A 13,062-nucleotide genomic window follows, 5' to 3' on the forward strand; every position below is an offset into this window, starting at 1 on the left:
TCGCTCCTCGTCCGGCCACCGTCCCCGGGGTCAGGGCGGGTCGCACAGCTTCGGTCCGGGCGTGGGTCTGGTGGTCCAGCCCGGTAGTGGGGGGGAATGTCGAACGTGACCTTACGGTGATACTCCTGTGACTGGTGGTGATCGTGAGGAGGATCACGTCCAGGTTACGGCGCGTCACGCGACGATGACGTCGATTCAGAGTAATGGCGATGGCAATACACCATCGTGGCCGCTGCGGCAAACGAGGCGGTTGTGACTGCTGTGCCGTCCATCGACGGTCGGCGCCCGTGACCTGCCCGTGACCTTCTGACCTGGGCCTTCGCCGTCGGGTGGCCCTCCACCCCCTCCGCCCCCCCACCCCACCTCTCAACCCCTTGATCCACCGGTCAACCGACCATGCGCACTGATCAGTGCCACAAGGTGTTGAACAGTGAGCGCGGACACCGGCACAGCGGGCGACGAGTCCTCGCCAGTGGGCACGGACCCGCAGACACGAAGGCGGCCCGCCACCGAGAGGTGACGGGCCGCCGTCGGGCGCGGTCAGGGCGCGGTCAGCGCACGACCCCGAGGGTGTCGGTGCCGTTGCCGTCCCAGTCGCCGGCCACCACGCGGTCGCCGACCCGGCCGAAGTTGACGGTGCGGTGCGCAACCCCGGAGGTGAGCGTGTTGCGCATGAAGTAGGTGTTCCCGCGCCGCACGGTGAACGTGTCGGTGCCGTTGCCGTCCCAGTCGCCCACGACCACCTCGTCACGGTCGCGCCCGTAGGAGAGCTCGACCGAGGCGGGCCCGCCGGCCAGACCGTTGTTGAGGTAGTACCGGTCGCCGCGCCGCACACCGAAGGTGTCGCGCCCGTTGCCGGTCCAGTCGCCCACGAGCAGCTCGTCGCCGACGCGGCCGTAGCCGAACTCCACGTGGGCGTCGCCGGAGCGCAGGTCGTTGCGCAGGTAGAGCCGGTTGCCGCGGCGCACACCGAGGGTGTCGGTGCCGTTGCGGTCCCAGTCCCCCACGACGATCTCGTCGCCGGGCCGGCCGTAGTTCAGCACCGTGTCGGGCACGGAGCGGTGGCCGTTGGTCAGCTCGAACCGGGTCCCGTTGCGCACGCCGACGGTGTCGGTGCCGTTGCCGTCCCAGTCGCCGACGAAGACCTCGAGCCCGCGCTCACCGAACTCGAACTCGATGTCGGCGGTGGTGCTCCACGAGTTCGACAGGAAGAACTCGTTGCCCCGCATCGCGCGGATCTCGTCGATCATGCCCGGCAGGGCGGCGGCGACGTAGGGGCCGGGGCAGATGGTGCGCGTCTGGTAGGCGACGTCGCGGTGGCCCATGATCGCCGGCAGCGGTTGGCCGGGGTAGGCGTAGGCGGTGCCGCGCGAGGTGATGCCGGTGGGGGCGTCGACGTCGACCTGCGCCAGGGAGAACCGCCAGGCGATGACGTCACGGACCGCGTTCATCGACGCCTGGGGGGCGGGCCCGTAGGAGAAGTCGCCCATGATCGAGACGCCGACCGTGTTGGTGTTCGCCGGGGCGGCGTGCGCACCGACGGTCATCTGCGCGTTCGGGGCACCCAGGGAGCCGTAGCGCCCTTCGTAGGTGCGGCCCCAGCGGTCGACGAGGAAGTTGTAGCCGATGTCCCCCCAGCCGCGGGTCTGTGCGTGGTAGTAGTAGATGCTTCGCACCACGCCCGGCGCCTCGGCATAGGTGTAGGAGTTGGTGCCGGCCGTGTGGTGGACGACCGCGGCCCGCAGCCGTGTGTACTGCGGCGGCCAGAAGAACCAGGACTCGTTCGCGCCCCAGCCCGCGCGCGAGATGATCGACGGCCGCGAGGCGATGACGTCCGGGCTGGCGGTCGCGTCGGGGCTGGCGGTGGCGTCCGGGCTCGCGCCGGAACCGCCGGAGGTCGCCGGCTCCCGGCCGGCCGCGCCGTCGGAGCCGGCCTCGCCGTCGGAGCCGGCTGCGCCGTCGGAGCTCGCCTCGCCGTCGGGGCTCGCACCACCCTGCGGGGCGGCCGAGCGCTCCTGCGCGGCCGCACCGGCCACGACCTCGCTCTCCTCGACGGCGACCGCCGCGGTGCCCGGCCCGCCCGGGGCGAGCTCGACCGCCCCGTCGACGTCGGCCGGGACGAGGTTGAGCTGCAGGTCGGCGGGCAGCTCGCCGCTGCCGAGGTCGATCTGGACCTGCACGCCGTCGGACTCGGTGGTGAGGAAGGGCTCGGTCCCGCCCGGCAGGGAGTCGTCGTCGGCGGACTCGGGCTCGAGGTCGGACCAGGAGGACCACTCGCCGCCGGCGCGGGTACGCACGTAGATCGCGGCGTCCTGCGGGAGCATCTCCCCCGCGGCCCAGGTCACGCCCGCCAGGACGAAGCCCTCGGTGTCCAGCTCCTCGGTGAGGATCGCCACGTCACCGTCGGCCTGGGCCCCGGCCACCTCAGCGTCGGTGGCGTTGGGGGCGGCGGCGCTCGGCAGCGCGCTGCGCGAGACGGCCGAGGGGTCGTCCGCCCCCGCCCGCGCGGAGCCGGTCGGGTCGCCGTCCGCACCCGTGAGGGCGAGGACCTGGATGGGGGTCGGGTCCGAGCCGGCCTCCGGGACGTCGCCCAGCGCCTCGGCCTGCGCGGGGTCGACGCCGTCGGGGGTCTCGGGGGAGGACGTCGCGGGGACGTCGTCGGTGGGTGCGTCGGGCTCGGCGACGGCGGGGCTGACGATCGCCGGCACGCACAGGGCGGTGACCAGGGCGGACGCAAGCACCGCCCGTCGTGGTCGGTTGGTGGTGGATGAAGGGCGCAGCAAGGCTGACATGGAGGACACCTCGGGGGAAGGACGGGGTGGGACATGGCTCGTGCCGCGCGCGACGGTACCGTGCCCTCATGAGAATGTCTGTAGTCGGAACGGGTTATCTGGGCGCCGTGCACGCCGCCTGCATGGCGAGCCTCGGCCACGAGGTGGTCGGCCTCGACGTCGACGCGGAGAAGGTCGCGATGCTGTCGAAGGGCACCGCTCCCTTCCACGAGCCAGGCTTCGACGAGCTCCTCGCGGAGCAGGTCGCCTCGGGCCGGCTGACCTTCACCACCGACCCGGCCGACGTCGCCGGGGCCCTCATCCACTTCATCGGCGTGGGCACCCCCCAGGTCCAGGGCGGGTACGCGGCCGACCTCACCTACGTCGACGCCGCCGTGGCCTCCCTCCTGCCGCACCTGGGCGAGGTCGACGGCCGCCGCCCCCTGGTGGCGGGCAAGTCCACCGTGCCCGTGGGCACCGCGGCGCGCCTGGCCGCCGACGTCGAGGCCGCCGGCGGCGTGCTGGCGTGGAACCCGGAGTTCCTGCGCGAGGGCTTCGCCGTCAAGGACACCATCGACCCGGACCGCATCGTCTACGGGCTGTCGAAGAACCAGGCCGACGCCGAGGCGGCCCAGGCCCTGCTCGACGAGGCCTACGCCGACCTGCTCGCCCGCGACATCCCGCTGGTCATCACCGACTACGCGACCGCGGAGCTGGTCAAGGTCGCCGCCAACTCCTTCCTCGCCACGAAGATCTCCTTCATCAACGCCATGGCCGAGCTGTGCGAGGCCACCGGCGCCGACGTCTCCACGCTGGCCGAGGCCATCGGGCACGACGACCGCATCGGGAAGAAGTTCCTCCGGGCCGGCATCGGGTTCGGCGGCGGCTGCCTGCCCAAGGACATCCGCGCGTTCATGGCGCGGGCCGGCGAGCTCGGAGTCGACCAGGCGCTGACCTTCCTGCGCGAGGTCGACCTCATCAACGACCGTCGGCGGCTGCACGCCGTCAACCTCGCCCGCCAGGCGGTGGGCGGCAGCCTGCGGGCAAAGAACGTCGCCGTCCTGGGCGCCGCCTTCAAGCCCGACAGCGACGACATGCGCAACTCCCCCGCCCTCGACATCGCGCGCCGCATCCACGACGAGGGCGCGAACGTGCGGGTCACCGACCCGGCCGCCGGGCCGGTGCTGCGCGAGCGCGGCACGCGCCTGGACGTCGTCGACTCCGTCGTCGAGGCCGCCACGGACGCCGACGTGGTCATGCTGCTCACCGAGTGGAAGCAGTTCAAGGAGCTCGACCCCGCCACGCTCGCGGAGGTCACGCGCGTCCGCACCATCATCGACGGGCGCAACGCGCTCGACCCCGAGCGGTGGCGCGCCGCCGGCTGGACCTACGTCGGCATCGGCCGGCCCTGACCCGCATCCACGAACCAGGAGACCTCATGCAGATCCTCGTCACGGGCGGGGCCGGCTTCATCGGAGCCAACTTCGTCCGCCAGACCGTGGCCGAGCGGCCCGACGCCGAGATCACGGTCCTCGACAAGCTCACCTACGCCGGGCACTCGGCCTCCCTGGCCGGCCTGGAGCGCACCCGCCTGGTCACCGGCGACGTCGCCGACCGGGATACGGTCGACCCGCTGGTCGCCGAGGCGGACCTCGTGGTCCACTTCGCCGCCGAGTCGCACAACGACAACTCGCTCAACGACCCCAGCCCGTTCGTGCAGACGAATCTCGTGGGCACGTTCCAGCTGCTCGAGGCCGTCCGCCGCCACGGGGTGCGACTGCACCACATCTCCACCGACGAGGTCTACGGCGACCTCGAGCTCGACGACCCCGAGCGCTTCCACGAGACGACGCCGTACAACCCCTCCTCGCCGTACTCGGCGTCGAAGGCCGGCTCGGACCTGCTGGTGCGGGCCTGGGTGCGTTCCTTCTCGATCGCCGCGACGATCTCGAACTGCTCGAACAACTACGGGCCCTACCAGCACGTGGAGAAGTTCATCCCCCGCCAGATCACCAACCTCATCGACGACGTGCGGCCTCGCCTGTACGGCGCCGGTCAGAACGTGCGGGACTGGATCCACGTCGACGACCACAACTCCGCGGTGTGGACGATCATCGAGAAGGGCACGCCCGGCGAGACCTACCTCATCGGGGCCGACGGCGAGAAGTCGAACAAGGAGGTCGTCGAGCTCATCCTCGAGCTCATGGGCCGCGACCGCGGCGACTACGACCACGTCACCGACCGCGCCGGGCACGACCTGCGGTACGCCATCGACTCCACCCGGCTGCGCACCGAGCTGGGCTGGGAGCCGCGGTTCACCAGCTTCGCCGACGGGCTGCGCGACACCATCGACTGGTACCGCGCCAACGAGGACTGGTGGCGCCCGCAGAAGGCCGCCGTCGAGGCCCGCTACGCCGCCCAGGGCCACTGACGGGTGCGCGCGTCCCCGCCTGGCGAGTGAGCAGTTTTCTACCTCACGAGTGAGCACCGGCGGCGTGGATCCCGACTCCACCGCGCATCGGGCTCACGACAGACCGACCAGGGGCTCCCGATCTCCACAGGAGGTCGGGAGCCCTTGCTTTCCACGACGACGGGGGCGGCGCGCCTCGCCGGGGCTCACCCGGGTCGCACTCTGGGCGCGTGTCCTACTTCGACGTGACCAACGATGTCCACGTTCCCGAGGTCATGCGCATGTCGAGGAGGGATGTGCACCGGCCGTCAGCGATCCGAGCGATCCTGCAGGACGTCAGTCGCCTGATCGTCCGGCCCGGGGCGATCGCCGACCTGCCCGACGACATCGGCGAGCACGAACGACAGGCCTCCGTTCATGCCGCGCGGGCGATCGACGCCAGTCGCCGCACGGGCGCGCACCACGCCCTCAGTCACAGCACCGCAGCCCTTCTCCACGGGCTGCCCCTCTGGACGCAGCCGACGCTCCCCGAGATCACGTCACCCGTGCACACGAGCGCGCAGTCCGACCGGGACGTCGTCCGCCACACCATGCCGCTTCCCGACGAGGACGTGGTGGAGCTTCACGGTGTCCCCGTGACGTCGCGCGACCGGACGGTCATCGACCTCGCCCGCTTCTTCCCGCCCATGGAGGCACTGCTCGCCGCGGACCGTCTGATGTCCTGGAACAGTGAGGTCGACCGTTTCGACCGCACCGCGACCGAACGACGTGCCCGGAAGGTGCGGTCGCGGTGGTATGCCCGTCTGGACGCCCTCCCGCTGCGCGCTCGCGGAATCCGTACCGCCCGCGCCGTCGTCGAGTGGGCGGTCCCCTGGTCCGAATCCGCGCGCGAGTCCTGGCTGAGGTGGGTGATCCTCACCTGGGGGCGGCGCGACGTCGTCGCGCAGTGCCCGATCGACACCCCCGACGGCGTGTTCTTCACCGACCTCGCACTACCCGACGGCGTGCTCGCCGACGGCTCGCGGCGTTGGGCGTGCAACGAGTACGACGGCGGGGAAAAGCTCGCGCACGACACCGCCACCGTCCTGCGCGAGCAGGAACGGCGGGAGCGCGCGATCACCGGTGCGGGGCACGGCATGCTGCGTTTCGACCGCGACACCGGCATCTCGTCGGTCCATGCGGTGGGGCGCATCACCGCATCCTTGACGGACCCGCTCGCCGAACGCGAGCCGGTCCTTGACCTCATCGCCCGACCCTCGCAGCTCGCGCGTACGCGGTGGAAGGCGGTCGACCCGATCCCGGTGGGTCGGGTCGAGTAACCGAGATCAGGTCCCGACGGCGGAGCACCGGCCCGTCATCAACGTCGTGCCTGATGCCGCCCACCCCGGGCGACAGACAGGCGAAAGCCCGCCGGGCAGAAAAGTGCTCACTCGCCCGACCGGATGCCGCTCACTGGTGAGGCAGAAAACCGCTCACTCGCCAGGCAGAAAACTGCTCAATCGCGGGTGAGGAGGGTGGCGCGCAGCCGGAGGCCGGCGGCGAGGCCGGCGCGGACGGGGGCCTGCCACCAGGCGTCGTAGCGACTGCGCAGGTAGCGCTCCGCGCTGCGGTGGTGGGCCCGGACCATCGGCGCGGGCCGCTCGCGCCAGCTCGCCCCCTGGTCGTGCACGACGCTCGCGCCCGGCACGTAGACGTTCTCCCAGCCGGCCCGGCCCAGCCGGTCCCCGAGGTCGGTGTCCTCGAAGAACATGAAGTACCCCTCGTCGAAGCCGCCGACCTCGTCGAAGGCCGCGCGCCGCAGGAGCAGGCACGAGCCCGACAGCCAGCCCACCGTCCGGTCCGCGACCGCCCCGAGACCGGAGCGCTGCTGGTAGCGCGCGGTGAACGGGTTGCCCGGCCACACGGGCGCGAGGACCGCGTGCCCGCCGCCGACCACGAGGCTCGGCAGCGCACGCGCCGAGGCGTAGACGGAGCCGTCGAGGTTGAGCACCTGTGGTCCGAGGGCCCCGGCGCGCGGGTGCCGCTCCCCCGCCGCCAGGAGCGCGTCGAGGGACCCGGGCCGCCACTCGACGTCGGGGTTGGCGACCACCAGCCACGGCTCGCTGCCCCCGCGCGCGCCGAGGTTCGCGCCCGTCCCGTAGCCGAGGTTGGCGCCCGGCCGGAGCAGCTCGGCACCGTGGGCGGCGACCACCTCGTCGACGACGCCGGACTCGCTGCCGTTGTCGACGATCGTCAGCCGCACCTCGGCCTCGGTGGCCCTCGCCAGGGTCTCGGCGAAGACGGCCAGCTCGGGCCCGGGGTCGTAGGCGACCGTGACGACCTGCACGCCGGCTGCCCCGCCGGCCGCGCCGTTCACCGCGCCCGCCAGGCCTTCCACGCCGAGTCGACCATCTCGTGCAGGCCGAGCTCGGCGGTGAACCCGAGCAGCTCGCGGGCCAGGGTGACGTCGGCGACCGAGCGCGCCGGGTCGCCGGCGCGGCGGGCGACGACCTCCGCCTCGGTGGTGTTGCCGGTGACCTCGCGCACGGCGTCGAGGACCTCGCGCACGCTGCTGCCGTGCCCGGTGCCGACGTTGACCACGGTGGGCGTCGGCGGCCGGCCGGCGGCCCGGCGCTCGTCGGCGCCGCCGAGGTGGTCGACGGCGAGCAGGTGGGCCCGCGCGAGGTCGACGACGTGGATGTAGTCGCGCACGCAGGTGCCGTCGGGGGTGGGGTAGTCGTCGCCGAAGATCCGGGGGCGCTGCCCGGCGTCGAGGCGCTCGAGAACCATGGGGATGAGGTTCTGCACGAAGGTGTCGCCCAGGAGCGGGGACGCGGCGCCGGCGGCGTTGAAGTAGCGCAGCGACATCGGGTCGATCGTGCCCGCGGCGGCCGCGTCGTCGAGGATGTGCTCGCCGACCAGCTTGGTGCGGCCGTAGGGGCTCAGCGGCGCCGTGGGGGCGGTCTCGACCAGCAGCTCGGCGTCGGACTGGCCGTACACCGACGCCGAGGAGGAGAAGACGATCCGGCGGCAGCCGGCGCTCTCCATCGCCCGCACGACGGTCAGCAGGCCGGCCACGTTCTGCGTCCAGTACCAGGTGGGTCGCTCGACGGACTCCCCCACCTGCTTGCGCCCCGCGAAGTGGATGACGGCGTCGATCCGCCGCTCGGCCATGACCCGACCGAGCTTCTCCTCGGCGCCGTCGGCCGCGAGGTCGAGGGTGACGACGGTGACGCCCGGGACGCGGTCGGGGTTGCCGGTGCTCAGGTCGTCGATGACGACGACGTCGTCCCCGCGCTCGAGCAGCGCCGCGACGACGTGCCCGCCGATGTAACCGGCTCCTCCGGTGACCAGGACTGTCATGGCCTCAGGCTATCGGCGCGGGCCCCGGCCGCCCGCTAGCGGCAGGCCGTGATCTCGTAGAGCTCGCCCGTGCCGCCGGAGTCGACGAGTTCGAAGCCCTCGCCCGGGCGGAGGTTGAACAGGGTGACGTCGCCCAGCGGTCGCATCTGGTCCCAGGGGTCCGGGCCGGTGTCGCGGGTGTTGGTGTAGAGATGCGTGACCCCAAGTCGGTCGATGGCCTCGCAGACGGCCGGGTCGGTCCCGATCTCGTCGATCCGGGCCTGCAGCAGCTGCCCGTGCGCACCGCGCGGCCCGGCCAGGTGCGGATAGACGACGTCGACGCCGCCCAGGGAGTACAGGTAGGGCGTGCCGCGGAACCGGTCCCCGAGCACGACCGCATCCTCGGGCAGGTTCTGGCCCGCGCGGCGGAAGAGCTCGAGCTCCTCGTCCGAGGCGAGCATGCGGAAGGTCGTGTGACCGGGAACGAAGCTCTCCACCGCGTGGTAGGTCCGCAGGGTCAGCCGCAGCCCGTCCGAGGCCAGCACCAGACCTGCGACCACGACGGCGGCCAGCGCCGCCTCCGCGATCGGCAGCCGGGCCGACGGCACACGCGTCACCGCCTGGGCCGCCGCCCGGACGAGCACCGCGAGCCCGACGGCGGCCAGCGGCGCGGCGCACACGGCCACCAGGGCGGCCAGGCGCATCGGCTCGGAGTACCAGACCCCGGTCAGCGGGCGCATCGGGTTGTCCACCGGGCCCCAGGCGAAGGCCGTGAGCACTACCGTGGCGAGCAGGCCGACGGCGAGCCACCGGCCGCGCCGCAGCCACCACACGAGCCCGGCACCGGCCACGGCCAGCCCGGCCACCAGCACGGGGCCGATCGCCCAGGTCCCGCCCACCCCGTAGTCGCCGAACGAGCGGAGCGGCCGGTCGACGAGCAGGGAGGTGAGGATCCACTCGTAGGACTCGTCACCGGGCCGTTCGAAGGCGGTGACCGACTCGACGACGCCGCCGGCCAGCAACGGGACCGAGGCCAGGGCCACGAGGCCGCCACCCGCCCACAGCCCGACCCCGAGGACGCGACGTCGCCCGGTGAGCCGCAGCCGCCGGAAGGCACCCACCGCGGCGGCCGCGAGCAGCGGGCCGGCGAGCAGGAGGGTGGAGAACCAGGCCGAGCCGTGCACGAGGGCCAGGCCCGGGGCGGCGATCGCGGCGGGCAGCGCGGGGGCGGCGGCGCCCCGGACGTCGGGCAGGTTGCGCACCGCCAGGACGACGAGGGTGAGCAGCCCGGGCAGCAGGACGTGGGCGTAGGTGTAGGGGAACTGGCCCATCTGGGTGATGAGGCCGACCGGCAGCGTGACGAAGGAGTGGGCCAGGACCGGGACGACGGCGGCCGCGACCGGCAGGTCGGGCCAGGTCGCGCGGGTCAGGCCGGCCACGGAGAGCGACCACAGGAGCCCGACGACGAGGATCGACGCGTTGACCGCGGCGGGCACCGGGTCCAGGAACGGGGTGACGGCGACGATGCCGTGCCAGCCCGAGGGGTAGAACGGCGCGTAGCCGTAGTCGTAGAGGCTGGCCAGGCCGCCGAAGGCGGAGGCGTCGCCGTGCTCGCGCACGGCCTGGATCGCGCTGAGGTGGAAGACGCCGTCCCAGACCTGGCTGGGCCGGTCGGGCACGCCGATCCCGCGGGCCATCGCGAGGACGTGCAGGCCGGTGGCGAGGGCGACGGCGAGGACGAGCAGGACCAGCACCGGACGGGTCAGCGGCGGTGGCTGGAGCAGGACGCCTCGGGCGGGCAGCAGGGACTCGGCGTCACGGGTGCCCGGGCGGCTCACGGCCACCTCGGCGACGTGCCGGGCGCGGCCCGCGGGGCGCAGCCAGTGCACCGGGCCGGCGGGTCCCGCCCGCTCGGTGAGGGCAACCGACCGTGGGTCGCCCTGACCCCTCGCCCGGCACGGCGCGGTTCCGAGCAGGTGTCCGATGCTGCCGCAGGCGGCGACCGCCAGCGCCATCCCGGCCAGGAAGGTCCCCAGGTTCCACGGCACTCCTGCCGCGCCGAGCAGCACGGCCCAGCCCGCGGACAGCGCGAAGGTCAGCGTCGCCGCGGGCCCGAGCGCGACCAGCCCCCGCAGCCCGAGAGCGCGCAGCATGGCCCAGCCAGGGGCGACCATGAGCAGCGCCATCGCCGCCAGTCCGGGCGCGGTCTGGACCCAGGTCATCCGGCGCCCCGGGTCACCCGGCGCCGTTCTCGGCAGCCGCGGGGTCGTCGCAGTAGGTCAGGCGCCAGATCGACGTCGTGCCCGCCCGGTCGACGAGCTCGAAGCCGTCCCCGGGCCGGACGTAGGCCAGGCCCTCGGTGCGGTAGGAGTACTTCTGGTCGTCCTCCTGCGGACCGCGCGGGTGGGTGTCGGTGATGACGTGCGTGACGCCGAGGTCACGGACGATCTCGCAGATCTCGGGGTTGGTGTAGATCTCGTCGAAGCTGGTGCCCAGCGTCGTCAGCTCCTCGGTGTCCCACTGCCCGAGCTGGCGGTAGAGCATGTTCACCCCGCCCAGGGACCACGCGTAGCCGGCGCCGGCGAAGGGGTCCCCGATGACGACGGCGTCCTCGGGCAGCACGTCCCCGGCCCGGATCATGAGGTCGATCTCCTCCTCGCTGAGCATGGTTCCCCAGGCGATGCGGCCGGGGACGTAGGAGTTGACGATCGCCTCGGCCTTGAGGTCGTGGCGCAGGCCGCCGGTGGCGAGCACGACGGCGCCGAGCAGGACCACGAGCACCGCCGTGGCGGCCGAGCGGGCGGACGACCGGCCGCGGGGGTCGTCCGCCGGCGGCGGCGCGCTCTCCTCGGCGGGCACCCGGACGTCCGCCTCGGCGGGCCCCTCGACGCGCTCGTCGGCGGGCTCCTCGACACGCTCGTCGGCGCGCTCGTCGACGCGCTCGGCCCCCGGGCCGGCGCTGGTCTCCCCCGCGTCGTTCCCGGTAGCCGCCCACCGGCGCACGAGCGCGCGCGCGACCGTCGAGGCTCCCAGCGCGGCGAGCGGTGCGGACATGATCGGGACGAGCACGACGACGCGGCTGGGCTGGGTGTACCAGAACCCGGCGAGCGCCCGGAGCGGGTTGTCCTCGGGGCCGGCCGCGAGCGCCGTGAGGACGAGGGCGCAGACCCACCCGAGGACGAGCCACCGGCCCTTGGCCATCTGGAACGCGGTCACGGCACCGAGGACCGCGAGCGCCGTGACCGTGACCTGCCCGACCGACTGCCGCCAGTCGTAGCTGTAGACCAGCGGGTTGTCGATGAGCAGCTGGCCGATCACCGGCAGGTAGGAGTCCTGCCCGCCGCGCTCGAACCCGAGCACCATGTCGAGGACCGGGAAGACCGCCAGGGCCACGACGACGGCGACGAGCCCGACCGCCAGCACGCCGAGGGTGACGAGGACGGGCAGGCGATGGCCCGCCACCCAGGCGTGGCGCGCCGCCCGGTAGATCCCCACGGCGACCAGGGGGCCGGCGAGGACGACCATCGTGAACGCGGCCGAGCCGTGCGTCAGGCCCACCCCGATGAAGCCGACGACGGCGGGGATCGCCAGTGCCGCCGTCGGGCCGGGGTGCGGCAGCTGCCGCACGGCGAGGACGATGAGCGCGAGCAGCCCCGGGATGGCGACGTGCGCGGCGGCGTAGGGCCACAGCGACACCACCCCGAGCAGGACGCCGGGCATGGTGGCGAAGGACGCGGCCACGAGCGGGGCGGCGACGGCGGCGAGCGGGCGGGACGGCCAGACGGTGCGGGCCAGCGCGGCGGCGCCGACGAGCCAGATCGGACCCATGACGAACGAGGACGCGTTCGCCGCCGTCGAGACCAGGTCGAACCCGGGCGAGATCGCGACCAGGCCGTGCCACACCGCCGGGTAGAAGGGGCTCTCGAGCGCGTCGTACATGGGGGCCAGCCCGCCCAGCGGGGAGGCGTTCCCCGTCTCCTGGATCGTGCGGATCGCCCCGAGGTGGAACACGCCGTCCCAGGTCTGCACCGGCCGGCCAGGCGCGCCCATGCCCTGGGCGAGGCTGAGGCAGTGGACGATCGTGCCGACCAGCACCATCGCCGCGAGCACGGTGACCATCGACCGGTCGAGCGCGACCGGCTGCACGATCGGCCGGGCCCGCTCGCCACGCACCCACGGCGCGGTGCCGAGGAGGTGCCCGATCCCGGCCGCGACGACCGTGCACAGCGCGAGCCCCGCGACCACCGTCGCCAGCGTGTACGGCACCCCGAGGGGGTCGTAGAAGACGCCGAGGCCCGCGGCGCCGGCGAGGGTGACGACCGCGCCGCCGCCGAGGGCGAGGAGCCCGCGCAGCCCGACCACGCGGAGCATGAGGTAGCCCGGAAGGACCGAGAGCACCAGCATGGTGATCGTCGGGAGCACGAACTGCGCCCAGGTCATCGGTCCTCCAAGTCGTCGGCCTGGCCATTGTGGTGGGCGGGCCTGGTGCGGCGCCGGTCGGTCCCGGTCACCTTCGTCACACCCGCACGGGCGGGTGGGGCGCGGCGGAGATCGGCTCCC

At 73.4% G+C, this 13,062-nt stretch carries 9 protein-coding genes; 3 read left to right on the forward strand and 6 right to left on the reverse strand.

Annotated elements, in window-relative coordinates; genetic code table 11:
* Positions 1-551: 551 nt before the first annotated feature.
* Complete coding sequence (locus AC3D3D_RS05240; RefSeq protein WP_463661212.1) at positions 552-2,741, reverse strand: N-acetylmuramoyl-L-alanine amidase; 2,190 nt, start codon at positions 2,739-2,741, stop codon at positions 552-554.
* Positions 2,742-2,860: 119 nt separating this feature from the next.
* On the opposite strand from AC3D3D_RS05240, the gene AC3D3D_RS05245 reads away from it, so the two are divergent.
* Both AC3D3D_RS05245 and rfbB read left to right on the forward strand, forming a co-directional pair.
* Positions 2,861-4,183, forward strand: coding sequence for a UDP-glucose dehydrogenase family protein (locus tag AC3D3D_RS05245; protein WP_463661211.1), 1,323 nt, complete (start codon positions 2,861-2,863; stop codon positions 4,181-4,183).
* Positions 4,184-4,209: 26 nt separating this feature from the next.
* Positions 4,210-5,202: a dTDP-glucose 4,6-dehydratase gene (gene rfbB, locus AC3D3D_RS05250; RefSeq protein WP_463661210.1), complete on the forward strand. Its 993-nt coding sequence runs from the start codon at positions 4,210-4,212 to the stop codon at positions 5,200-5,202.
* A 287-nt stretch (positions 5,203-5,489) separates the two neighbouring features.
* Here rfbB and AC3D3D_RS05255 read toward each other — a convergent pair whose 3' ends face one another.
* Entirely contained in the window at positions 5,490-5,678 is a 189-nt protein-coding gene (locus tag AC3D3D_RS05255) for a hypothetical protein (protein WP_463661209.1), read from the reverse strand.
* Between the two features lie 138 nt (positions 5,679-5,816).
* Between AC3D3D_RS05255 and AC3D3D_RS05260 the strand changes: the two genes are divergently transcribed.
* Positions 5,817-6,500: a hypothetical protein gene (locus AC3D3D_RS05260; protein WP_463661208.1), complete on the forward strand. Its 684-nt coding sequence runs from the start codon at positions 5,817-5,819 to the stop codon at positions 6,498-6,500.
* Between the two features lie 176 nt (positions 6,501-6,676).
* Here the strand turns inward: AC3D3D_RS05260 and AC3D3D_RS05265 are convergent, their stop codons facing one another.
* From AC3D3D_RS05265 to AC3D3D_RS05280, 4 genes are read right to left on the reverse strand one after another with little or no spacing between them, the layout of a single operon-like run.
* Positions 6,677-7,558, reverse strand: coding sequence for a glycosyltransferase family 2 protein (locus AC3D3D_RS05265; protein WP_463661207.1), 882 nt, complete (start codon positions 7,556-7,558; stop codon positions 6,677-6,679).
* Positions 7,534-8,523: a UDP-glucose 4-epimerase GalE gene (gene galE / locus AC3D3D_RS05270; RefSeq protein WP_463661206.1), complete on the reverse strand. Its 990-nt coding sequence runs from the start codon at positions 8,521-8,523 to the stop codon at positions 7,534-7,536. Before galE ends, AC3D3D_RS05265 begins: the two co-directional genes overlap by 25 nt.
* Before the next feature lie 35 nt (positions 8,524-8,558).
* Positions 8,559-10,724, reverse strand: a complete 2,166-nt coding sequence (locus AC3D3D_RS05275) for a DUF6541 family protein (RefSeq protein WP_463661205.1) — start codon at positions 10,722-10,724, stop codon at positions 8,559-8,561.
* 13 nt (positions 10,725-10,737) lie between these two features.
* Positions 10,738-12,942 carry a DUF6541 family protein gene (locus AC3D3D_RS05280; RefSeq protein ID WP_463661204.1) on the reverse strand — a complete coding sequence of 735 codons (2,205 nt, stop codon included), beginning with the start codon at positions 12,940-12,942 and terminating at the stop codon, positions 10,738-10,740.
* Positions 12,943-13,062 lie beyond the last annotated feature (120 nt).

It is taken from the genome of Georgenia sp. X1117 (assembly GCF_057784635.1).